We start from the raw sequence: 23,040 nt of genomic DNA on the forward strand, positions 1-23,040 counted from the left end.
CATCGAAAGAATCATCGACGATGCCCAGTTGGCATCTCCCGCCTCGAATGTCATCGACCGGTGGACCGGGGCACGCGAGGAGCTCGCGCTCACCGGCAGGGACCCGCGTGTCGGCGAGAGAGCGGTGATAGCGCACCCGCCTCGCCGACTCGCACCGCGCCCGGGCGTTAGCTGGACTTTCGGATGCAGATCTTCTTCAGGGTCGCCGCGTAGGTGTCTTCCAGCGCCTTGTCGCTCTTCTTGTCTCCGACCTGGACGGTGTATTTCAGCTCGTACTCCGCCTTCATCATGTTGAAGCGGACGCTGCCCGTGTACGTTTTTCCCTTCGGGTCCGTGGCGGACTCGCCCGTGTGCATGTCCACGCCGCGAGCCCAGGCCCACTTGCCCGCATCGCAGCCGGGATGTCGGGAGAGGCTCTTGTTGGGGTCCCCATAGGGCGAGTAGTCCACGTAGCAGCCCCCGTTCCGGGGGCGGAAGTGGATGCGGCAGTCGACCGTGATGCCGTGGCCCGTATTCAGGGCGTCGTTGTTGCGGATGGCGACGCAGTCCGTCGCGGCGTGTTCGCTCTCGGCCTTGATCTTCATGTACTTCTTCTGACGACTCGCCTGTCCCTTGGCGGGCAGGTCCTCGCAATCCGAGGCGAAGGCCGGGCTGACGGCGAGGCACATGACAGCGGTGGCCACGAAGACGGGTTTCATGATTTCGCGCTCCCCTTGGGTCGATTCCCCATGTGTTCACAGCGCCCTCATGGGCGACCGTGTCGACCTGTCCCCACCATCGCGTTGAGATGTTGAGGGAGTGTGGAGCTGCTTTCTCCCTTGGAGGTGCACCTCTCCAATTGACCCTCACCTCCGCCACTGATAGGAGGTCATGAGGTTGATAATGAGTATCAATATCGACATCATCCTCACGCCCGCGAACCCTGTCTGCCCACCGTGAACATGCCCACACTTCGTCGCTGGCGGGGCGCCCCCGCGCCGTCCTCTCGGGTCTCCACGCTCGCGCTCCTGGCCCTGCTGTCGAATGGCGTCGCGCGAGCGCAGGATGCGAGCGGGCCCCCGGCACAGACGACCTCCGCTGCCCCCTCCAGCGGGACACCGCCCCCGCGGGCGACGGAGGGGGAGGGCGGGCCTGCGCCATCAGGCGGGGTCATCCCTCCGGTGCTGCTGGCCCAGCCAGAGGCGGTTTATCCGCCCGGCGCCCAGGCCGCGGGGGTGGAGGGCGCGGTGAAGCTCCTCCTGACGCTTGATGCGGAGGGACGTGTCACGCGCGGGGAGGTGGTCGAGGGACTTGGGCACGGGCTCGACGAGGCGGCCGTGAGCGCGCTCGAGAACGCGCGCTTCTCCCCGGCGATGCAGGACGGCAGCCCGGTACCCTGCCAGTTCGAGTTCATCCACCACTTCGTCCTCGCGCGTCCTCCCGACGTCGCGCCGGGAGGCTCCGAGGAGGTCGCCCAGGCCACGTCCGACACGCCCGCGGCGGAGGCGCCCGCGCGGCCCTCCGAGGAGCCAGCGCCCCCCGGCTTCACCTCTGTCGTGCGCGCCAGGTCGACCGAAGCACGCGCCCTGGTGCGCGGCTCGGAGGCGGTGGACGTCGTCGAATTGGAGAAGGCCCATGAGCGCGCCGAGGACCTCGCGGAGGTGCTGACGCGGGCCTCCGCCGTGCAGGTCCAGCGGACGGGTGGAATGGGGAGCCGGACCCAGCTCTCGCTCGGGGGCCTCTCCGGCGACCAGGTGCGAGTCCTCCTCGACGGCGTCCCCATCGAGTATTCGCCCTATGTCTACGGACTCGGGAGTGTTCCGGTCTCCCTCATCCGGCAACTCGAGGTCTTTAACGGCGTTGTCCCGGTGCGGCTCGCGACGGACGCGCTGGGAGGTGCCATCCACCTGCGCTCCGGCCTCGCGTCGCCCGAAACCGGCGCGTCCCTTTCGCTCCAGGGTGGGTCCTTCGGTAGCTACCGCGGTACCGGCAGGCTGACGTGGCGAGCCAACGAGCACGTCTTCATGCGGGCCGCGGGGTTCCACGACCGCGCGCGGAACGACTACGTCGTCACAGTCCCTGTCGATGACCCGGAGACGGGGCGCGTCTCACCGCGCGCCCTGCGCCGCAACCACGACGCCTATCAGGGCACCGGAGGCGATATCGAGGTGGGCCTCGAGGCGCTGCCGGGAGTCGACCGGCTCGTCCTCAATGGCTACCTCGGCCGCTACGACAAGGAGGTCCCACACGACCAGTACATGATCCAGCCCTACGGCGCGGTCACCTCCGCACAGGAGAGTTGGGGCCTCGGGCTGCGCTACGAGGTGTCGCCTCACGAGCGGCTGAAGGTGCTCGCCATCGCCGGGTACAACCAGCGTGTGGGCGAGTTCCTCGACGCCTCCGACTGTCTATATGACTGGTACGGAGCCTGTCGTGCGACGCGGGCGAGAGCTGGGGAGATTGGCTCGACGCCGCTGGAGAATACCCAGACGCGGCAGACGTTGTTCGGGCGCGTGCGGCTCCTTGGGACGCTGCTCGACCCGGAGGACCTCGAGGTTTCGCTCGGCGTCGATGACAGCGACCGAAGCGGCGAGAACGCCTACCTCACCCGGTTGCAGCAGGAGGACCCCCTCCGGGTGCCGCTCGCGCTCACGTCGTCCTTCGGAGGGCTCTCCCATCGTCAGCTGCTCTGGGGAGGCCGGCTGGAGAACACCGTGTTCGTGAAGGGCTACCTGCAGCGCTTCGCCTCGGGGACGAGGCAGGAGGCCGCGGAGCGCCGGTGGGCCGGTGGCTTCGGTGACACCTTGCGCTTCAGCCTGACGCGTGGGCTGCTCTTCAAGGCGTCCTATGAGCGGACAACGCGGATGCCGAGGGTGGACGAGCTCTTCGGCGATGGGGGACTGCTCGTGGAGAACTCGGCGCTCGTCCCCGAGTCGAGTCACAACGCCAACCTGGGCGTGGAGCTCCTCCCCCTCGTCACGTCCGTTGGCCGCTTCGGTGCCAACGCGGTCGCGGGCGTCCGAGACGTCGAGAACCTCATCCAGCTCTTCCCTGGCGACGCCACGCAGGCCTACGAGAACGTGGACCACGCCCGCTCCTTCTCTGCGCATGCAGGGCTGGACTGGGCCTCACCCGGTGACTGGGTGGGGCTCACCGGCACCGTCACCTGGCTCAACTTCCGCAACCTCGCGCAGGACGGCCAGTTCGCCCGGTTTCACGGGGACCGCATGCCCAACATTCCCTGGCTCCAGGCCTCCGCGACCGCGCGGTTCCAGAAGCGTCAGCTCTTGAGCGCCGTGGACGCCCTCGGCCTGGAGTGGACGACCCGTTTCGTCGAGTCGTTCTACCGCTCCTGGGAGAGCGCCGGGCGGGGGGGCGACAAGGCGCGGGTGCCCACCCAGGTGCTGCACTTCGCCGCGCTCACCTACCGCTCCCGGTTCGAGGGACGCGCCTACTCCTTCTCCTTCAATCTCCAGAATCTCACCGACGCTCCCGCCTTCGACATCGTCGGTGTCCAGAAGCCGGGCCGCGCGTTCACCGCGCGCGCCACGGTTGACCTCTAAGCGCGCGATGCGGCGCTTCGAGTCTCTCGCAGGCCCCCTCCACTCAAAGGAAGCCCGATGAAGCTGAAAACCGCACTCCTGACCCTCGCCGTGTTCGCCACCGCCTGCTCGGATTCGGAGGACCCGACGCCTCCGGACGCCGGAACCACCGAGCCCCTCTACGTCGCCATCACCCAGGTCGCCATCGCCGGTGGGAACACCCAGAGCTACCTGGTGACGTTGGAGGACATCGAGGAGGAGCAGACCGTCGGGATTGGCGACGCGGTCGAGCTTCCCGCGGACTCGTACATCGCCGCCGGCCTTCCGGGCACCGGCAAGTTCATCGTCAGCAGCTCGCGGGTGCCGACGGTGACGCCGTACACCCTCAACGCGGACGGCTCGCTCAGGGCCGGTGATGCGCTTTCGTTCACCAGCCAGGGCGTCGCCGCGGTCAATGGCTATCAGTCCCAGCACTACTTCGTCAGCGAGACGAAGGCCTATTACTTCGACCACGTGAACTACAGGCTGGTCATCTGGAATCCCCAGGACCTCTCCATCATCACGTCCAAGGACCTGACGTCCCAGCTCAAGGACGGCGACTTCACGTTCCGTTACTCGCAGAGCCTGGCCGTCACCGCTGGCGACGACGTCATCATCGCCGGCGGCTGGCACGCCGCGGACGTGAGGACGGTTCCGGCGAAGACGGCGCTGGTCATCGTGGACACGCAGACGGACGAGGTGACCGTCAAGGTCGACGATCGCTGCGGCTGGGCGCGCGACGGCGTCAAGCACACGGATGGGAAGATTTATTACGCCACCGAGCCCCTGGGCAGCGGCGCGCACTTCGTGTCTCCCGGGACCACCGGCGCGCCCTGCATGGTCCGCTTCGATCCCACTGCCGGTGAGTTCGATGACTGGTTCACCACGCTGGATGCCTTCATCGCCCCCGACACCGAGGGGGACATCGCCGGCATGCTCCTGCCGGGAGCGCCCGGCAAGGGCTACCTGCGGGTGATGAACAAGGCCGCCGCGCAGGCCGCCTGGGACGCCGCGGTGGCCGCCGAGCGGCCGTTCCACGGACAGAGCGCCGCCGTGGGCGCCTGGTGGAGCCTGTGGGAGGTCACCCTCGGCGACGCGCCGACCGCGACGCCCGTCGTCCGGGACGACCTCGTGCCCACCAACGGCCGCACCATCCCGCAGAACCCCGGTGAGCTCCTGGTGCTGCCGGAGTTCATCAATGACAACGCCCAGACGCGCTTCCGTCTGATGAGTCCTGAGTCGGGCCTCGGGGACGCGAAGACGGTCGTCGAGGGTCAGGTGCGCGGCCTCCTCCGGATCCGCTAGCCGTCCGCCTTCCGACCGGAGCCCCCGCCGCGCATGGGCAGGGGCTCCGCTTCATTTGTCATCAATGGGTCTCCCGCCATGAGTCTCTTCGTCCCTGGGTCGCGCTTGCTGAACCCGCCGCTCGCCGCACGCTCCGCGCGCCTGGCCCGAGGCGCGGGCCACCTGACGTGCGTTCACCTGCTCCTCGCGGCGGGGCTGCTGACCGCCAGTTGCTCCGCGCGGCCGGTGCCACGCGCCACGCCGGTGGCTCGGGTGGACGGGACTCCGGTGACGCTCCCGGACACCTTCCAGTTCGAGCTCGACTCGACCCACACTGGACGGACCCACCGGGTGTACGTGGCGGTTCCCGAGGGCGCGGCGCCCGCCGCCGGCCATCCGGTCATCTACCTCCTGGATGGCGGTGCACACTTTCCCACCTTGGAGCGTCTCACCCGCGTCCTCCCCAGGCTCGCGCGGGGCTTCGGCGTCGCGGCGGTAACGCCGGTCATCGTCGGGCTGACCTACTCGGGAGCTCCGGCCCACCACGACCAGGCACGCGGTGAGGACTACACGCCGCCCGCTCCGAATCTCTCGGACACGGGGGACCGGTCATCGAAGAAGCAGGGCGGGGCGGATCGCTTCCTGGACTTCTTGAAGAAGGAACTCGAGCCGGCACTTGCATCGAGATTGTCAGTCGATGGCTCGCGCACCGCGCTGATGGGCCACTCCTACGGGGGGCTCCTGGTGCTGCATGCGCTCTTCACGAGGCCCACGTCCTTCGACACCTTCATCGCGGGGAGCCCGTCCATCTGGTGGAACGACCGTTACGTGCTCACCGAGAAGAAGGCCTTCCTGGCGCGGTACGCGAGGACACCGGTGAAGGCGCGCGTGCTGCTCACGGTAGGGGGGCTCGAGCAGAAGCCGCGCAAGAGCGCGGGAGCGCGGGGCATGTTCGCCGCTGAGCGGCGGATGGTCGACAATGCGCGCGAGCTCGCCGCGGAGCTCGCGGCAATGGGCGGCGGCGATTTCGAGGTCCAGTACCTGGAGTTTCCCGGCGACGACCACTACAGCGCCTGGCTCCCCATGCTGAACCGGGGGCTGCTCTTCTTCTCCGCGCCCTCGCTGCTTCCTGGCGCCGACTGAGCTCGCGCGGGCCCCGGCTCTTCTCGTCGGGCCGGGAGCCTGGTCCGGTTGGCGCGCCGCGCGCCTCAGCCCTTGCTCCGAAGCCCGTTCCCTTCCCAAGGCAGCGCGAGCTCGGTCAGCCAGGAGGTGCCATCCGTCGTGCCCACGCGCAGGTACGTCTCGCGCAGAGGGAGGGTGGGGGTGCGCTCCCTCGCATGGAGGTGGGCGAAGAGGCGGGCCCAGGAAGGGCCCACCGAGTCGGGGGCCCCGGAGTGGACGAGCACGACTGCCTGTACCTCGGGCAATTCCTCGATGGAGACGCCTGCTGGGGTGGCCCCAGGTGCCAGGGGGACACACCAGGACAGGTCCGCGTCATGCTCGCGATACTCCGCCTCGTGCAGGAGGCAGAAGGGCGCACCGGCCACGTGGGGGCCGCACGCGGCGAACAGCCGTGGGAAGACCACCGACGCGTCGGAGTACCGCCCCCGTGCTCGATGCACGGCGACGCGGACCGGAGGGAGCCTGCGCTCGAGGAGTGGCGGCGGTGCGCGCAGGTACGCCTCCGCCTGGGCCTGGTGCCGCAGCAGCGTGTCCAGCGCGAGCACGGAGCGTTGCGCGCTGGCGGCCTCCTCGGCGAGCCGGGCTCGCACGCGCGCCAGTTGCTCCGCGAGCGAGTCGCCCCGGCCCAGCTCCGCGAGCACGCCCTGAATCTCCTCCAGGGACAGCTGCAGGTCGCGCAGCGCGCGCAGTGTATGGGCCAGGGCGATGTCGCGCTCGGTGTAGTAGCGGTAGCCGGAGGAGGGGTCCACGCGTGAGGGCTCGAGCAGTCCCTTCTCCTGGTAGAAGCGCAGCGCCTTCACGGTCAGACCGGTGATGCGCGACGTCTCTCCAATGGAATACAGCAGTCCGCTCATCGCTCCTCCTCCGAAAGGAAGGCGCTCACCGTGGCCGCGAAGGCCTCGGGCTGTTCCTCGAAGGGGAAGTGCCCGCTGCCCGCCAGCTCCACCAGCCGCGCGTGGGGGAGCGCTTCTACCACGCGCGCAGTGGCCGAGCGCGGCTGGAGGTCCTGGGCGCCATGGATGACGAGCGTGCGCGCGCGCACCCGGCGCAGCCAGTCGCTCCAGTCATGATGCCGGCCCAGGCTCAGGTAGAGCCCCAGCGAGAGAAAGCCTCCGGCGGCACCGGAGCCGGGAAGCTTCGCGTCGGGGCGCCCGCGCCGCAGGGCCTGGCTGTACAGTGGGCCGAAGGCGGCGAAGTGCTCGGCGAGCCGGGCCTCGTCGTCCTTCAGGCGGGCCGGGAAGTTAAAGGTGTGCTTCATCCACGCCGCCAGCTCGCGCTGGCCTGTCTCGTCCAGCCGGGCCCGCACCTGGGTGAAGAGGTCGCCGTCGCCCGCGGGCATCGTCACCAGCGGCGCGGGTGTCACCAGCACGAGGGCCTCCACCCGCTCTGGCCACTCCGCGGCGTACAGCGCGGCCACCAGGGCTCCGAAGGAGTGCCCCACCAGCGTGAGGCGCTCCTTTCCGAGCAGGCGCCGGATACGGTCGAGGTCCGCGAGCTGCGCGGCGAGTCCCAGCCGGGCCTCCACCGCCTGCATGGCCTGCCACGTGCCGCCGGGGGGCGCGTGGGTGAAGGGACGTGAAGAGGCGCCGCAGCCTCGCTGGTCATAGAAGTGCCAGCGCAGCGCGTCGCCTGTCATGGCCGCCGCGCGCCACGGCGTCGCCGGGGGGAGGCCGGGGCCGCCATGCACAACGACGACGTCTCGTCCGGCGCCCACGGCCACGTGGTGGAGCCGCACGTCCGGTGCCACCTGCCAGGATGAGGCGTCCGCGTGTTGTCCCGAGGGGACCTCCAACGTTTCGCCCCGCGCGGCCAGCACCTGCTCCACGGTGCCCGGCTGGAAGAGCGCTCGCCCCATCCACCACCAGGTGCCCGCCGCCGCTCCCACCAGCGCGATGAGTGTTCCAATGACTACCGCCACAACCTTCCTCCGAGACGTGTTTTCGGGTGACATGCGCGGAGGGTGGCGGTCTCCCCTTGGGGGAGAGTCAAGCGGAAGAGGCCCACGCCCGCATGAATGCATCGCCCGCCGCCGGAGGGTGCGGCGCAACCGCGCTTCACCTCGCTGGACGCAGGTTCGAGCCTTGTCTCTGGCGCGCTTTCCCTTCGGCGCTCAGTTCTTCGCGCGGCGCGAGCTCCGGCCGCTCCACAGCCGGAGCGTGGCGAGCAGGCTCAGCACCGTCAGTCCGCCTCCGGCCTGGGTGCAGCCCTTGGGGGCGTCGACTGGCGCGGGGCGCGGGTCCTCGTTCATGGGACCTCCGTCAACCTCGGTGCCACCATCCGCGCATCCGCTCCCCCAGTGGGTTCCCGCGCTCGCGACCTGTGCCGCGCAGCCCAGCTCGAAGTCCACGCTCACGGAGGGAAGCGTGAGGTCCGCGTGTTCCAGCGTCGCCTTGAGCGTGGCCCGGTGTCGTCCGGGCGGGAGGCTGTCGATTGGCGGCCGCTGGTAGGAATCAGCGCAGCCCACGTAATCACAGAAGGTGAAGAGGAAGAGCAATTGCCGGTTGTTTTCATGGCGGCGCAGCTCGAGGTTCTCCTCACCGGTGGAGGTCAGCCCGCTGTGCTTTGCGAACGACCAGGGCTCGCCGTCCACTTCCACCGTCCAATGCACCCACGGAAGGAACGGCACCAGCTCCGGTGACGGCGTAAAGCGCAGCACAGTGAAGTTCCCGTTCACCTGTCTGGTGCCGCAGCTCGAATCCCCGTACACGTTGAAGATGGACTGGCCCGGCGTGTCGACCGTCAGGGTGCCAGTGGTCGAGGGCAGGGGGAGTGCGGGGCCGGCGGTGAAGGTCACGGACTCGGTCTGGGTCGGCTGGAACTGACAGACACCCTTCGCCTCGATGCGGTACGTGGTGCCTGGCTCCAGCGGCGCATCCGGGACCAGGACCTGCGTCTGATGCGCGCCCGCCGTGACGGTCGCGGGCACCTGTGTTCCATCTGGCAGCAGCAGCCGGACGGTGGAGGGATCCACGTTCTCCAGCAGCGGCGGCACCGTCACCAGTCCGGGGATGTTCGCGGGCACCACACCGCCGCCCTCGGGGAGGGGAAAGCGTACCCCCACCATGCAGTTGGGCGCGACACAGGCGCGCGCCGACGTGGGAATGAGCGCTCCCATTCCGAAGAAGAACATCCCCACCGTGCTCCACTGCCACATGTGCCCGTGCATGCCTCATTAGACACTGGAACCCGGGGATTGGGGTATTGCCCAAATGTGGCACCGGGGGGGCCGAAGGCGTGCTGGGCTTCAATGTTTGCTGGGGTCGGCAGGGGCGTGGGTGGGCGCGTGTGCGTGGATGCCGCTGCAATTCCATGCAAATCGTTGTGCGCAGGGCTCACGGCACCTGCGTCACGGGGCGACCCGCGCTTCTATCCACTGCTCCTCGCCATTCGCGACTCGCGGGGCCCTGCGGACAGCGACTTCCTGCGCGTCCTGGATGACGTCATCTCCCAGTCTGAGCAGATAAAACAAACCTGAGACCAATGAATGGACTCAAACGACAGCGACGGCAGATGGAATCCAGCAGTCCGCTCACCGCGCTACCTCGGACAGGAAGGCGCCCACCGTGGCCGCGACGGATTGGGGCTGTTCCTTGAAGGACGAGCGTGCACGCACGCGCCCGGCGCAGCCAGGCGTGATGACCGGCCCAGAACGACGCCCACGTCGGCTTCCCTGTCAGGCAGGTAGGACAGCGACTGCTTCGACTTCGAAGAGCATCCCGTCCAGCGCCAGCCGAGGGACAGGAATCAGCGTACAAGTCGGCTTCATGCCGCCGTTCCAGGCCGCGTCCAGCTCGGAGCCGATGACCCTGAGCTTCTCCTCCGTGTGCTCCACCACCAGCATCGTGAGCTTGGCGACATCGCCGACGCCAGCCCCCACGGACTCCAGGGCCGTGCGGACGTTCTGAAGCGCCTGCCGCACCTGGAGTCGGAAGTCGGGCTCAAGCGCGCCGGTCTCAATCTCCCCACCTTGCCCCGCCAGGTAGATGAGCCGCGTGCCGGGGGCCACCTGCGCCACGTGTGAGAAGCCGTAGGGTGCCGGGTCGAACAGTCCCTTGGGGTTCGTGAGGACCAGCGGCGACGTCTTCGAGGGTTCAGCGGTCTGTCCCATGGCTCACCTGTGTGGACTCTGGAGGCTGCGTATCCAGGTTCGGACCCGAATATGCGAGCGAGCAACTGACTCTTCAATTGAATCTGGAGGAGACGTGCCGGGGCCCGCGACGCGCTTGTGGGTGTGCCTACCCAAGACTCCGTTGCCGCGTCATGGCGGGCGTCGAAACGCGCGTCATGATGGGGCGCGACGGGCCCCACGGCTCATCGGGTCTGCTCTCCACCGGGTAGTTTCCAGGGGCCCGTGGGTACCGGGCACAGTGAGGAGCGCGTCGCATGACCCCAGGAGTCTCCATCGTCGCTGATGACACCCGGAGCTGGGGACTGGAGACCCCTGGCCCTGGACTGCTGCTGCGCGTGCCCTCCACGGGCCGCTGGGCGCGGCGGCCCTCGGTGCATCTGGACGCCGCTCCGGACTATCGGATCCGGTTGCGCGGCGGGGGACAGACGCTGCTCTGGACCCGCATCGATTCTTACTGGGACCACGCAATCTTCGTTCGGGGAACGGCCACTGCTCCTCAGCTCCTGCCGCCGTTGTCCGCACCCGAGGTCCGGAGCGTGAGGGCCTTGCCCGGCTCCGAGGCGTGGTGGGTGGCCTGGAATTGGCGGGTGGCGCGCGCGCTCGTGGAGGCGCCCATGCCAGCGCTCCACGCTGGCCACTGGTGTCTGCGCCCCGTGCGCGCCATCGCGGCGGAGAAGGCGGAGCGGCACCCCGTCTCCCCCATGGAGTGGAGCTTCGGTCAGCCTCCGATGCCACCGCACTCGCTGGCCGCCGTGACGCGGTTCCTGTTCGCGTGGAAGGAGGCCCGGTGGGAGTCGCTGCCGGAACAGCGGCCGGGCGCCGTGCTCGGGCTGCGCGCGCTCTCCGCTCCCGAGGATGGGCGTGTGAAAAGCTGGCGAAAGCGCGCCAGGGACGGGACGTTGCCGCCAGTGCTGCTGCTCTTCGTGGACATCCTGGCGAAGTGGGTGGTGCTGGATGGCCATGACCGGATGCACGCCGCGCTGCTTGAAGGCGTGCCGCCTCCGCTGATGGGCTTGTGGCCTGTCGTTGACCGCTCTCGCACCAGGAACGCCGCCCGCGAGGAGGGCGCCTTGTTCGGCGCGGAGTTCCAACTGCGCGCCGGAGCGACGCCGGAGACCGTCGACCGCGTCAACCGCATGCTGCTGCTCAACTTCACCTCGGAACCGAGGGGAACCGTCTCACGCGCCTGGCCGCTCCCGGGCGGACGGGAGGCGTGGCGCGAGGAGGTCTCCACCCGGCGCCGCAAGGGCCAGCTCCCGCTCCTGGACGACAGCGACTGGGGTTGGCTCGCGTAATACCCAGCCGCGTGATGCGCTGCCTCGCAGGAGGCCCCCCGCCGGTTCTCCCTGAAGGCATGGGCCTTGTCGCCGCGCGGCTATCCGGGCCGCCGCCGCTGGCGCGAAGGCACCCTCGCCGAGCGCGCGGAGTCGACGCCTGGGAAGGGGTCGTGCGAGTCCGTGCGCGTTGGCCTCATCCGTTGCAATGCCGTCACGTACGCCAGTACCTCGCGCGTCTGCCTCTGCTCTCAGGGTGGACACATCCAGCATAAAAATATGTCGCGGCGACCCGGGGTGATGTGCGTTCAGCGAGGCCTTGCGCATTCACCGGAGGGCTGGGCGTACAGGATGAGAGGGAAGGGCAGGTGGGCGCCAGTCGCCATGTGCCCATGGTTTGACATGGGATTGTGGCGGCTCCATATAGTCAGACTCGCCTTGTTGAGCTTGCACGACGCCAGGCGAGTGCGAGACGCGAGGCGTCCTTGAAGGAAGCGACGCAGCGGGGAGCGCTCATGACACTGATTGGAAGAACGTTCGTCTTGTCTTTCGCCGTGGCTTTTCTCATGGCGCCCACGGCGGATGCCGCGGTCGGCGATCGTTGCAGTCCGCAGATCGCGGGCAATGCCGCGGCTGCCGCTGTGTGTGGTGATGTCTGTGCGCAATATGGGATGGTGTTCGCGGGGAACTGGAGCAACGATCCGAATCACCCACCGGTGAAGGCGTGCATCGACTCGGGCGGAGGCCAGGCCGTCTGTGGATGCTCGCTTGCGACCCCCTCCGGGAACGTGACGATTGCGCCCACCGTTCATTTCGTCGACGCGGCCACGCCATTGCGCGTACCCATCGAGCTGAAGAAGACATGTATGCAGGGGCCTGATGCGCTGTACTCCAGTGACTTGTGTCCCATCGTCACCGCGAACGGCTTGAGTTTCTGGGCGCTGAGCTATCACGACAACAGAATGGGGATGGCCATTGTTGCGTATGACTCCAGCGGCAACGTCGTTGGCCTCACCGAAAAGGCGGGGGCTCGATACGTCTGGGACATCGTGGTGGATGGCACGGCCCACACCCTGGTCTTCAAGGGACAGGCGGGGAACACCATCACGCTGAAGTGGACCGACCTGCTCGTTCCTCAGATGACCGGGTCGACGACGGCGAGTTACGTGATCTGGCCAACTGCCACCAGCGGTCAGGCCTGGTGGACGAATGGCGTGGCGAACTATGGCGCCTCCGCCCCCTTCGGTAGTGGTTCAAACCAACTCCTCGACCCCTACGTGGAGCACGGTGCTGGCAAGCAATTGTGCGCGGAAAAGCAGCAGCCCTGGTTCGACTTCGTGAGCCCCACGGTGGCCTCTCCCTCTTCAGCGGTCACTTGTGTCGCGCCTCCCACGCCAGGACAGCCCACGTACAACGCGGCGATGAATGCCCTGCTGAACGCAGCGGTCAACGACCACGATTTGATGGCGGCTTTGCGTACCGCCACGACCGACGCGCTGCTCATCTCGGTCGCGGCCAGCAGGGGGTATCCGCTCACCTACGCAGATATCGCTCAAAGCAGAGGGCATGGCCCTTCGTTCATGAGCCGCTCGGCCTCCCCAGATGCGCTGGCCGAGGCGTCGGTCACCATGTCGGACTGTGGTGGCGCCAATCAGAAGCCGTGCATCCAGTGCGCGCAGGAGGTGTGTGTCTACTGGCCATTCAACTTCTGCTGCGTCAAGGAGTCGTGTTCATGCACTCAGTACACCAAGTCATGCGCGGCTGGCTTGCAAGTCAATGGCAGTGGCGTCTGCCAGCCAAGCTGCCCCTCCGGGCAGATTTGCAAGGATTTCCCTGTGTTCTTGGAGTATAACGACAACGGAACGGTCGCCAATGGTGTGTGCGAATCCTGGCTGGGTGTGTCCAGTTGTGCCAAGGGGATTCCGAACAACGCGCTCGCGGCCTATGAAGTCGTCTTCCATGAGGGGATCGCCTATTACAAGTCCACCAACACGCGGGTGGATACGTGGAACGTGAGCTCGGTGAGCGAGACCCTGTACGTCATCGACGCCCGGGACAGCAGGATCTACATGGTCAATGTGGATGGCCGCTACATTCAGATACGCGGCACGGCCAACTGCGTCGGCGAACCCAGGGCGCAGGATACCTCGACCCGTTATTGTAGCAAGCCAAGGTTGACAACCCACGCCGGGATCCTGATGGGTTCGATCGCGGGACTGCCGTCGCCGAACACACAGCCGGGACAGGAAGTTCGACAGCAGATCAAGGTCATTGGCGCGGGCACGGTCAAGGTAGTCAATGGCGTGATTCAGTCAATCACCAATGACAGCGGACACTTCAGGCCGAGCCAGGAGAACCTGAAGAATAGTATTTCCAATTTCAAGAGTGCCGGGTTCCCGAACTTCCCTCCCCTCAATGATTGTGGGTATGACCTCCAGCCGGTCGCGGGGAAGGAGGGCGTCTATCGTCAGGACGCCCTCACAGGGGGACATTGCGAGCTGTGATGCGTGCGCGTCGCGTTTGGGCTTGAGCGTGGGTTGTCCTCGGGCGACGCGAAGACAAGCCCCAGCCATCTCGTGGGATGGCTGGGGTTCCCACCGCCCTCGCGACGCGCGCGTCCTGCTGCCGTTCCTCCGTGTGTGCCGGCGCAGCCGCCCCGCTGGGCGCTGCTGGACTCTCCAATCATCCAGTTCTTTTGGGAGGTGGCGCGACCACCGGGCTGACTTGGAGTTTCCTCATTTCGTGCGCCAGGGCGCGGCTGCGCCAGCGCGCACGGGGGAATGCAGCGATACCACCCGGTGCGGCGTTCGGACCTGGTATGGGCCACTGCCGTCGGGCACCTGCTCGCAGCTCATCGCGCTCGACGGCGGCCGCTGACCCCGCCTCGCCCGTTCTGACGCAGCCATTGGGGTGGGTACAGGCGCTTCAGGCCTCGGAGCGAAGCACGGTCATCGGGTCCACGCGCGAGGCGCGTCGGGCCGGCAGCCAGCTCGCGAGCAGCGCCACGCCGAGCAGGAGGAGCGCCACCGCGACGAAGACGAGCGGGTCCGTGGTGCTCACCCCGTACACGAGCCCCGTGAGCACCTGGCTGAGCCCCACGGCCCCCAGCAGGCCCAAGACGATTCCCAGCCCCGCGAGCCGCGCCGCCTGCCGGAGCACCAGCCCCAGCACGTCTTCCGTCGTCGCACCCAGCGCGAAGCGGATGCCGAATTCTCGCGTGCGCTGCGCCACCGCGTAGGACACGACGGCCGCGAGCCCCGCCACCGAGAGCAGGAGCGCCATCGCACCGAAGGCGCCCAGCAGCAGGAGGCTGAAGCGCCTGGGGGCGAGCGAGCCCGCGAGCAGTTCCTCCACCGTGGACAGGCGCGAGGGCAGCTCGGGGGCAAGCTCACGCAGCACCGGCCGCGCCGCGGTGGCCAGGGCCGCGGAGCCCATCGGACCGTGCACGGCGAGGTGGACGCGGGAGGAGGCCCGCAGACGCTGCCGGGAGCCGCCATAGAACATGGGCCTGGGCGCGTCATCCAGCCCTTGCTCCCGCACGTCCCCGACCACGCCGACAATGGTGAAGGGACGCAGGTCTCCGTCCATGTTGCCGAACTGGATGAGCTTGCCCAGCGGGTCCTCATGGGGCCAGCGGGCCTTCGCGAGCGACTCACTGATGACGGCCACGTGGGGCGCGTCGATGGTGTCGCGCGCATCGAACAGCCGACCGCGTATGAGCGGGATGCCGAGCGCGGCGAAGTAGCCCTCGCTCGCCACGCGGTACTCAGCGGAGCCGGTGCGCTGGGGCTCACGCGCCAGCCGCCCGAAGTCCTCGAAGTCCCCCACCTCGTCGGGGCGGTTGAGCACGAGGAAGGTGCCATCTCCCGCCGGGCTTCCCTCGAGCGGGAAGTTGCTCACGGCGCCCACCGCGCGCACGCCGGGCAGCGACGCCAGCCGCGAGAGGAGGTGCGCTTGCAACTGCACGTTGCGCCGCCCCTGCGCCTCGTCCTCGGCCGGCGGGAGCACGAGGCTGAGCACCGCGACCTCCTTGGTGCGATACCCGGGGTCCAGCGAGAGCAGCCCCATCAAGCTCCGCCCGAGCAGCGCCGCACCCACCAGGAGGACCAACGCGAGCGCGAGCTGTCCCACGACGAGGGCGCGGCGCGTGCGCTCGGCGCCGCCTCCGCCGGTGTGCATGCGCCCGGCGCCCGCCAGCGTGGCCCCCGGGGGCTGCCGCGCCGCGCGCAGCGCCGTCAGCAAGCCCAGCCCCAGCGCGAGCAGGAGCGAGAGCCCGAGGGTGAAGAGGAGCACCGTGGCGTTCACCCCCACCTCGTGGACGCGTGGCAGGTGGCCCGGCTCGGCCGCGAGCAGCGCGCGCACGCCCCAGGCGGCGAGCACCGCCCCCAGCGCGCCTCCCGCCAGTGACAGCAGGAGCGACTCCATGAGGAAGCGCCGTATCAACGCTCCAGGCCCAGCGCCCAGGGCCACGTGGATGGCGAGCTCCCGGGCACGGGTGGCCGCGCGGGCGAGCAGCAGGTTCGTGACGTTGGCGCCCGCCACCAGCAGCAGAAAGGCCGCGGCGCCCGACAGCAGGTAGAGCGTGGACCGCACGCGGCCCACCAGGCTCTCTTGCAAGGGCTCCACGGCGATGTCATGCATCCGCGTGTCCTGGCCGTACTGGGCCTCGAGCTCGCGGGCGATGTGGGTAAGCTCCGCTCGCGCGGCCTGGAGGTCGACGCCGTCCGCCAGCCTTCCCACCACCCTCCAGTTGTGCGCGGTGCGGCTGGGCAGGGGGGCCTCCAGCTCGCGCGGAACCCACAGCTGCGTGCCCACCGGGTAGTCGAAGGACTCGGGCATCACGCCCACCACGGTGTAGGCGCGTCCCTCGAAGGTGAGGGTGTCCGGCAGGGGCAGCGGCCGTGCGCCCAGGTAGCGCTTCCAGAAGGCGTGGCTCACCACCACCACGGGAGCACCTCCCGGCTGCTGCTCCTCCTTCGCGAAGAGGCGGCCCTGGACTGGCCGCACCGCGAAGGCGGGGAAGAAGTCGCGCGAGGCGAGCGCCAGCGTGGCGAAGGCCGGCGCGTCGGCGCCCATGACGGTGACGCTCGCGGCTCCCGACACCTGGGCCAGCGCAGAGACGGTGCGAGCGCGCGTCCGCACGTCCTCGAAGTTGGGGTCCGAAAACCGCATCGGATGGCCGTCCGCCGCGCGCTGGGAGAGCTCCACGAGGCGCTCGGGGCGCGGATAGGGCAGGGGGCGCAGCAAAACGCCTTCCACCACGCTGAAGAGCGCGGTGCTTGCTCCAATGCCCACCGCCAGCATCAGCACACACCCCAGCGTGAAGCCGGGGCTGCGGCCCAGTGCGCGCAGGCTCTGACGCAATCCACCCAGAACGGTATCCACTCGGCACGTCTCCTGGAGCCGGTCGGAGGCTTCCGGAGCGGCTACGCCCGGGGCGGCGGACGATTGCGTGTCACCTGCCCATGCCGCGCGGCCACCGCGACAGCGTCGGCTGGGAGACTCCCACCTGGCGGGCCAAGGCAGGAGTTCGACGTACCCGTCCGTGAACACGTTCCGCGTCAGCGAATGGCTCATGGAAGCGCTGGCGCTGGCGGGCCTGTCATCCAAGGAGGCGAGCTGGGCCACCTTCACGCCGCGGTGAGCCTCCAGGGCCACGACGTAGCGGCGCAGGGACCTGCGCCCGCGGTGGCGCAGGCGGGCCGCGCTGCCTGCGCAGGATGCGACCACACCCGACACGCCGGAAAGCCTCCAGCTCCTCTCACGTGAGGCTGAAAGCGACTCAGCCGCCCACGTTCTGGAAGTAGATGGCCTCCGCCTTGGAGATGTTCATCGAGAGCGCGGTGACGAGGGCCACCAGATTGCCGCCCAGATAGGACAGGCCCATGCCGCCAATCATGGTGACCGCGGCCTCGGGCTGGACCTCGACGATCGCCGTGCTGATGCCGGTGATGACGCCGCCCAGGTTGGAGCAGACGTCGCTGCACCAGGTCGAGTTGCTGGGGGAGCCGATGATGTCGCTGCTGATGGCGGCGACGCCGATGCCGGCATCGAAGCAGGCCTTGATCGTGCCTCGCACCGCGACGGAGGGGATGGGCAGCGCCGTGCAGGCCATGCGCAGGATGCTCGCGACCCAGACGGCGAGCCGCAGGTCGTGCGCCGTGCCGTCCATCGCGGGGGTTTCGACGGGGTAGGTGAAGGCGGCGGCAATGCCCCCCATGGCGAGGATGGCCGCCAGCAGGCACTTGCCGCTCTTCCCCTTCTGCGCTGCCTCCTCCAGGCCGGCTCGCACGAAGCCCATCAGGGATGCGAGCAGGGCGGACACCGACGCGATTCCCGCGCCAATCACCGAATAGCGCTTGGCCGCGGTGCTGGCTTCCTTCCGGCTCGAGCTCTGCGCAGTGTCCAGCCGCATCATGCTCGTCCAAAGGTCCAGCGGTTCAACCTCCCGCTTCTTGCTCTTCGTGTTGCTCCCAGAGGAAGGGAAGGGCGCCTGGCCGTCGTTGGCGATCTTGTAGAGGTAGGTATAGGGGATCGCCACCAGCAGCGACATGAGGTTCACCGCCGTCAGCTCCTCGGACGGGTTGTCACCCTGTCCGAGCGCGCTGGTCAGCCAGGTGTAGAAGCCGGAGATGAACGGCATGTTGACCGGCTCGGTCAGCAACTGCACCACCCACGGCACAAGGTCGAGCAGGTAGTCGACGCAGCCCAGCAGCACGACTTCCAGCGTGTCGATGATGGTCTTCGCCAGGCCCTGCAGGAAGGTGACGATGTTCTCGACCGTCGTCCCCTCACCGGTGAACACGGCCTGCAGGTTCTTCCAGTCCTCCTCGATCGCCTTGACCAGGACGAAGCAGGTGGGAATCAGCACGTCGTCGATGAACTTCTGCACGGGCGCAGGCAGGTCTCCTGCTGGACCGCCGCCCAGGAGCATGCCGCTGTACTGCGTCTGGTAGCTGGCCCAGCTCGCGATGGGCGTATCGAGGTTGATGCTGGGCTGACTCTGCTGCGTGGCCGCGGCCGCCTGACTGGGGACCATGGACGCGACGCTCGCGGGCACCGTCATGCTCGCGAAGTTCTCGCGGGCGAAGCCCAGCGGTCCGGCGATGATGCTCGCCATCTTCTTCTTGAGCTTGGCTGAGTCCTGCTGCGCCTCCTTGGCCAGCGCATCCAGGGCGCCGGTGAGCGTCTTCGCGATGACCAGGTGCGTGGCCCAGATGTCATCCCAGCCGAACAGCTCGCCGAGCCAGCCGATCAGCTTGTCCAGGCCGACCATCAGCGCCTTGAACAGCGCCGTCAGGAAGGCGAAAAGTTGCGGGAAGTTCTGGATGACGAACTTGATGACGCGGCCGGCGACGTTGAGGGTGATCTTGATCACCGTCGCCGCCACCTCGAACAGCATGTGGCCAATCTGCCCCACCACGTTGCCGATGAACTGCACCACATCACCGACGGCGTCGACGATCCACTCTCCCACGGTTCCGACGACGCCGAACTGGGTCGCCTCGGCGCCCGTGTGGTACCGGATGCCTTGCGGGCCGAAGGACAGGGCGAACACCTGGGGCGGCCGTGCCGTGCGCGCCACGGCCTTGGCCTGGGGCGCGGTGCCGACGACGCTGATGACCTCGGTGGGGTAGGGCTGCTCCGGCGTGAAGGCCATCATCTGGGCGACGGCGCTGGCGATCTGATCGGCCGTCACGCCCTGGGGCAGGGTGGACGGCAGCACGGGGATGTCCGCGCCGGTCCGCACGGCGGCCAGCTTCTTGTAGACGTTGCTGGCGGGGTTGAGCTGCAGCGTGTCCGTGAAGGCGGTGCTGGTCAGCGTGAAGGTGGAGACCGCCAGGTCCTGGATCTGCTGGATGATGTCGAGCCCGCCGGTGACGTTGGTCTCGACCTGCACGCTCGCGCCGGCGTTCACGGTGTATTTCAGGCCGTTGACAAGCAGGCTCTGGTAGCTGGCGCTGGTCAGGGTCAGCGGGAGGCGCGCCGCTGGCGCCTGGCCGTTGATGCGGAAGCTGAGCTTGGTGCTGTAGCTGCTGACCTCCTGCACCTTGTCGCCGTTGTACAGGGGGATGGTCTCCTCCTGCCAGAGCGTGGTGGCCGGGTCCTGCCAGAGATAGTGGATGGCTTTCTGGCTCTCCCAGTCCGTGGTCAGGAACACCAGCTCGTTGGCGCGGGTGACGGGATTGATGAGCGGCGCGATGAGCGCGATGTCGGTCTTCAGCACCAGCGGCGTCGTCCAGTGCAGGGCGCCCTGGTATTCGAACTGGCTGAGCAGGTAGAGATTGCTGCCGGAGAGCGCCCAGGCCGCAATCGCGTTGGGTTTGTTGAAGTTCTGCCGGACGACGAGACCGCCGGCGCTCATGCCTGGCAGTTGGGAGTCCGTGGCGATGGTCTGTGCGGCCGTCCAAGCCGTTGCCTTCGAGTCGAGCTGGGCACTGGCATCCCAGAACACGAGACCGGCCGCTCCGCCCGCATAGAGATAGCTGGTGGTGCCGCTGCCCGCGGTGGTCTGGAGGCTGTTCTGGCCCGCGGGGACGGTCAGCGCCCGCACGTAGTCGCGCCCGAACTCGTTGAGCAGCGTCTTGAAGATGAGCTGGGTGCTGCCGTCCTGCCTGGCGTACAGCATGTACAGGCCCTGGCCCAGGTCGGCGATGGCCCCGGGCGCGTAGTCCAGCACCGTCCGGGCGTCTGTGGGCGAGGGGAAGGCGGTCCAGTTCCAGGTGATGGCACCGGTCGTCGTGTTGACCGTGGACTGCATCATGTAGGTGAGGACGTCGGTGGTGTGGGGGTCGACCAGGCCCACGGCAAGCATTGGAATGCCGAAGCCCTGGCCGTCGTCCAGCGGGCTGATGCTGGCGCGGTTCACGCTCGAGCCGGGCAGCGGGTTGCCGGCCGGGGTCCACAGCGAGGCCAGTTGCGCCAGGTTTGTCTGCTGCAGGTTGTTCGACAGCGGCCCGGCCACATAGGTGCTCACCGCGCCGGAGGTCGTGTCCTGGCATGCCAAAAACAGGCAGAGATTGCCGTTGCTCAATTGACCGCTGGCGAAATAGACCGGCTTGCCCAGGGCCGCCACGCCCGGGAGCAGGTCGATCTGGCTCCAGCCCGTGGGGTCGTTGCTGACGTTGACGATGGCATAGAAATCCCCGCTGTCGGCTCCGAAGGAGAAGACGATGGGGGCGCCGTTGGAGTCGCAGGCGGCGGTGACCTGGTCGCCGGGCGCGATGGGCAGCGCCGGCAGGTAGTTCTTCATCAGCGAGCCGCTGGCGCTGACGGTCAGCGACGGGTTGTTCGGCAGCGTGCTGGGGATGACGACGCTGGTGGTGGACGAATGGGGTGCCGTGGCCATGTGAGGGAATTCTCCGTCAGACGCTGTAGGTGACGTCCATCTGCAGATCCAACGTGTCGTTGAACCGCGGTGCGTTCAGCAGGAACACGTCACCGGTGGGCGAGATGAAGTTGCTGGTGGCGCTGCCCGTCAGGTCCTTGTTCAATTGGGCGCTGAGCTGGTTGAACGCGTTGCCGATGTTCGAATGCACCGTCTTGGTCATGTACGAAGCCGGGTTGAGCATCGTCAGCAGCGTGGGCGTGGGGAACAGCAGGTCAATGGCCACCAACGCGGCCTCGATAACGAAGGAGCTCAGGCCCGCCTCCCAGTTGTTCGACTGGATGGGCCCGTTCACCGGGTCGCTGAAGGTGGCCTGTGACTGGTTCACCACCAGGTCGTAGCCGTTCCCTCCCACCGCCAGGGTCAGGACCTGAGAGAACGTGGAGGAGCAGGTCACGCTCCAGACGATGGGGATTTCGACGCTGAACACCTCCAGCGTGGCAGAGAGCTGCTGGGTGATGGACAGTGAGCCCGAGACGTTGACCGTGTTTCCGCTGACCGAGATGATGTAGCTCGGGCTCTCCTTCTGCGTCACCACCTGGTAGGTGCCTGTCTTCAGCCAGTTGTCCGGTGGCGGCGTGCTGCTGACGGTCCAGGAATAGTTGGTCTGATAGGTGAACTTCGTCCCGCTTTGCTGCCAGGACGGGGTGGGGGCGTGCTCCGAGGTGAGCGCCGCCACCAGGGGGTTGAAGATCTCCGGGGTGAAGAACGTCGCTTCGGAGAACAGCAGCTCGCCCGAATAGTTGTTGGTGGTGACGAAGTTCGTGCCGACGCTGGGCGCTGGCTGGGCGGGATTGGTGTTGCCGCCGCCCATCACCTGGTAGTTCAGGACGGACAGGCCGCTGTCGGCGGTGTTGAGGAGGCTGGAGAAGCCGACCGAGGTGGGCACCAGGATGGGGGTGCTGCCGGGGGCGGTCTGCGCCGGGTTGGTGGAGGTGGCCGTGACTCCGATGATGTACGGCGTGGAGGCGGGGTTGCCGTCGTAGGTCGCCCCCACGCCGAACGCGTATTGCAACGCGACGCTCACCTCGGTGAGGAAGCTCGGGTCCTCTTCCAGCTGCGCCAGGGTGGTGGTGGAGATGGAGAACGTGTTGCTGGTCGTGTTGATGGACGCGCCCGTCACGGAGGTGCTGGTGGGCGGTGCGGTCGTGCTCCACTGCGTGAAGTCGGTGGTGTCGAAGTTCAGGAACAACTGCTGCAAGGAGAAGTACGCGCTGTCGAAGCCGTTGCCGCTGATGGTGTCCAGCACCTGCGGCGGCATGATGCCTTCATTGACCAGGGCGGTGATGCCTTGCGGCGTGGTGGGAATGGCGTCCAGGTTCACCGTGAAGCGCAGCGGCAGGCCTGTCAGGTCCACCAGGGTGGGGTAGGCGCCGCCCGACATGTAGAACAGCGCCGGCACCAGGTAGTTGGTATAGGTCGTGGTGGTGCCCACGGTGACAGACGTTCTCTGTAGCCAGTAGTACACCGTCTGGTCTGACCCCGTCTGAGAGGAGCCGTTGCTTTCGTATTCAACGTCCTCCTGGTTCACCAGCAGGCCGTACTGCGAGTTGTTGGGGCCCGGCTGTGGGTGGGCGAACGCGGCGTCCACCTGGTCCTGGGTGAAGCCGAGCTGGTCCATGACCGTCTGCGTGAGTTGCTGGCTCTGCAGCGCGAATTGGAACAGGCACTGCTGCGCGTTGTTGCCGGAGGCCAGGATGACCATCGGCTGCGCCACGGTGGGCTGCGCGATGTAGCCGCGCAGGTAGGAGGTCAAGGTCATCTCTCCACCGCCGAAGGCGCCACCAGCGGCGGCCATTCCGTTGGTCTTCAGCAGGGTGTCGATGTAGCCCTGTTGCATCAACCTGGAGAACTGGGAGTTGATCTCATTCTGGGTGACCTGCAAAACCATGTCGTAGCCAAAGAGCGCGTCGCCCATCCGTTCCCTCCAAGAATGAGGCGGCAGTCGGGGGACTGCCGGCCTGGAAACCAGCCGGCGTTGTCGCTCACACGTCCGTCACGGCGGCTCGGCCGCCATGTTTCAAAACGTGTTTCTGGACCGTGAGGACAACGCGGACCGGCGCGTTGGCCGCAGAAGCGGCCTGACGCGTGACTGTTGGGTTAGCAACTTCAGGGCCAGGGGCGCGCCGGGTTGCATCCCACCAGAATCCAGTTCGGACGCGCGCGGCATGTCCCTGGATGCGTCCTCCGGGGACGCGGGCTGCGTCGTGCCGGACGCATGAC

General features: G+C 67.8%; 13 protein-coding genes. 5 read left to right on the plus strand and 8 right to left on the minus strand.

Features of this window, described 5'->3' with window-relative positions; genetic code table 11:
* Positions 1-167 precede the first annotated feature (167 nt).
* Positions 168-698 (minus strand): hypothetical protein, encoded by a 531-nt coding sequence (locus tag HV826_RS07485; RefSeq protein WP_217917021.1) that lies wholly within the window; start codon positions 696-698, stop codon positions 168-170.
* Positions 699-941: 243 nt separating this feature from the next.
* On the opposite strand from HV826_RS07485, the gene mxcH reads away from it, so the two are divergent.
* From mxcH to HV826_RS07500, 3 genes are all read left to right on the plus strand, one after another.
* Entirely contained in the window at positions 942-3,542 is a 2,601-nt protein-coding gene (gene mxcH, locus HV826_RS07490) for a TonB-dependent siderophore myxochelin receptor MxcH (RefSeq protein ID WP_176416314.1), read from the plus strand.
* A gap of 57 nt (positions 3,543-3,599) precedes the next feature.
* Positions 3,600-4,865, plus strand: coding sequence for a hypothetical protein (locus tag HV826_RS07495; protein ID WP_176416315.1), 1,266 nt, complete (start codon positions 3,600-3,602; stop codon positions 4,863-4,865).
* A 78-nt stretch (positions 4,866-4,943) separates the two neighbouring features.
* Positions 4,944-5,987 (plus strand): alpha/beta hydrolase, encoded by a 1,044-nt coding sequence (locus HV826_RS07500; RefSeq protein WP_255207684.1) that lies wholly within the window; start codon positions 4,944-4,946, stop codon positions 5,985-5,987.
* A gap of 65 nt (positions 5,988-6,052) precedes the next feature.
* On the opposite strand, the gene HV826_RS07505 is transcribed toward HV826_RS07500, so the two are convergent.
* From HV826_RS07505 to HV826_RS07520, 4 genes are all read right to left on the minus strand, one after another.
* Complete coding sequence (locus HV826_RS07505) at positions 6,053-6,880, minus strand: MerR family transcriptional regulator (protein WP_176416317.1); 828 nt, start codon at positions 6,878-6,880, stop codon at positions 6,053-6,055.
* Positions 6,877-7,944, minus strand: a complete 1,068-nt coding sequence (locus HV826_RS07510) for an alpha/beta hydrolase (RefSeq protein WP_176416318.1) — start codon at positions 7,942-7,944, stop codon at positions 6,877-6,879. Before HV826_RS07510 ends, HV826_RS07505 begins: the two co-directional genes overlap by 4 nt.
* Before the next feature lie 192 nt (positions 7,945-8,136).
* The gene (locus HV826_RS07515) at positions 8,137-9,192 is read right to left on the minus strand and encodes a hypothetical protein (RefSeq protein ID WP_176416319.1); all 1,056 of its coding nucleotides are present in this window, start codon (positions 9,190-9,192) and stop codon (positions 8,137-8,139) included.
* Between the two features lie 507 nt (positions 9,193-9,699).
* Complete coding sequence (locus HV826_RS07520; RefSeq protein ID WP_176416320.1) at positions 9,700-10,134, minus strand: RidA family protein; 435 nt, start codon at positions 10,132-10,134, stop codon at positions 9,700-9,702.
* Positions 10,135-10,409: 275 nt separating this feature from the next.
* Between HV826_RS07520 and HV826_RS07525 the strand changes: the two genes are divergently transcribed.
* A complete protein-coding gene (locus HV826_RS07525; protein ID WP_176416321.1) occupies positions 10,410-11,450 on the plus strand; it encodes a hypothetical protein in 1,041 nt (346 codons plus the stop codon).
* Positions 11,451-11,944: 494 nt separating this feature from the next.
* On the plus strand, positions 11,945-13,933 hold the full coding sequence (locus HV826_RS07530) for a hypothetical protein (RefSeq protein ID WP_176416322.1): 1,989 nt from the start codon (positions 11,945-11,947) through the stop codon (positions 13,931-13,933).
* Between the two features lie 421 nt (positions 13,934-14,354).
* Here the strand turns inward: HV826_RS07530 and HV826_RS07535 are convergent, their stop codons facing one another.
* The 3 genes from HV826_RS07535 to HV826_RS07545 all read right to left on the minus strand — a co-directional run bounded on the left by HV826_RS07535 (position 14,355) and on the right by HV826_RS07545 (position 22,735).
* The gene (locus tag HV826_RS07535; RefSeq protein ID WP_176416323.1) at positions 14,355-16,814 is read right to left on the minus strand and encodes an ABC transporter permease; all 2,460 of its coding nucleotides are present in this window, start codon (positions 16,812-16,814) and stop codon (positions 14,355-14,357) included.
* A gap of 397 nt (positions 16,815-17,211) precedes the next feature.
* A complete protein-coding gene (locus tag HV826_RS07540; protein ID WP_176416324.1) occupies positions 17,212-20,778 on the minus strand; it encodes a hypothetical protein in 3,567 nt (1,188 codons plus the stop codon).
* A 16-nt stretch (positions 20,779-20,794) separates the two neighbouring features.
* On the minus strand, positions 20,795-22,735 hold the full coding sequence (locus HV826_RS07545) for a hypothetical protein (RefSeq protein ID WP_176416325.1): 1,941 nt from the start codon (positions 22,733-22,735) through the stop codon (positions 20,795-20,797).
* Between the last annotated feature and the right edge of the window lie 305 nt (positions 22,736-23,040).

It is taken from the genome of Myxococcus sp. AM010 (assembly GCF_013372585.1).
Taxonomy (GTDB): domain Bacteria; phylum Myxococcota; class Myxococcia; order Myxococcales; family Myxococcaceae; genus Myxococcus; species Myxococcus vastator.

Coding starts and splice junctions, on each gene's coding strand:
- HV826_RS07505 (WP_176416317.1), bottom strand. CDS start 6,880: ATGAGCGGACTGCTGTATTCCATTGGAGAGACGTCGCGCATCACCGGT.
- HV826_RS07485 (WP_217917021.1), bottom strand. CDS start 698: ATGAAACCCGTCTTCGTGGCCACCGCTGTCATGTGCCTCGCCGTCAGC.
- mxcH (WP_176416314.1), top strand. CDS start 942: ATGCCCACACTTCGTCGCTGGCGGGGCGCCCCCGCGCCGTCCTCTCGG.
- HV826_RS07540 (WP_176416324.1), bottom strand. CDS start 20,778: ATGGCCACGGCACCCCATTCGTCCACCACCAGCGTCGTCATCCCCAGC.
- HV826_RS07520 (WP_176416320.1), bottom strand. CDS start 10,134: ATGGGACAGACCGCTGAACCCTCGAAGACGTCGCCGCTGGTCCTCACG.
- HV826_RS07545 (WP_176416325.1), bottom strand. CDS start 22,735: ATGGGCGACGCGCTCTTTGGCTACGACATGGTTTTGCAGGTCACCCAG.
- HV826_RS07500 (WP_255207684.1), top strand. CDS start 4,944: ATGAGTCTCTTCGTCCCTGGGTCGCGCTTGCTGAACCCGCCGCTCGCC.
- HV826_RS07515 (WP_176416319.1), bottom strand. CDS start 9,192: ATGCACGGGCACATGTGGCAGTGGAGCACGGTGGGGATGTTCTTCTTC.
- HV826_RS07530 (WP_176416322.1), top strand. CDS start 11,945: ATGACACTGATTGGAAGAACGTTCGTCTTGTCTTTCGCCGTGGCTTTT.
- HV826_RS07495 (WP_176416315.1), top strand. CDS start 3,600: ATGAAGCTGAAAACCGCACTCCTGACCCTCGCCGTGTTCGCCACCGCC.
- HV826_RS07525 (WP_176416321.1), top strand. CDS start 10,410: ATGACCCCAGGAGTCTCCATCGTCGCTGATGACACCCGGAGCTGGGGA.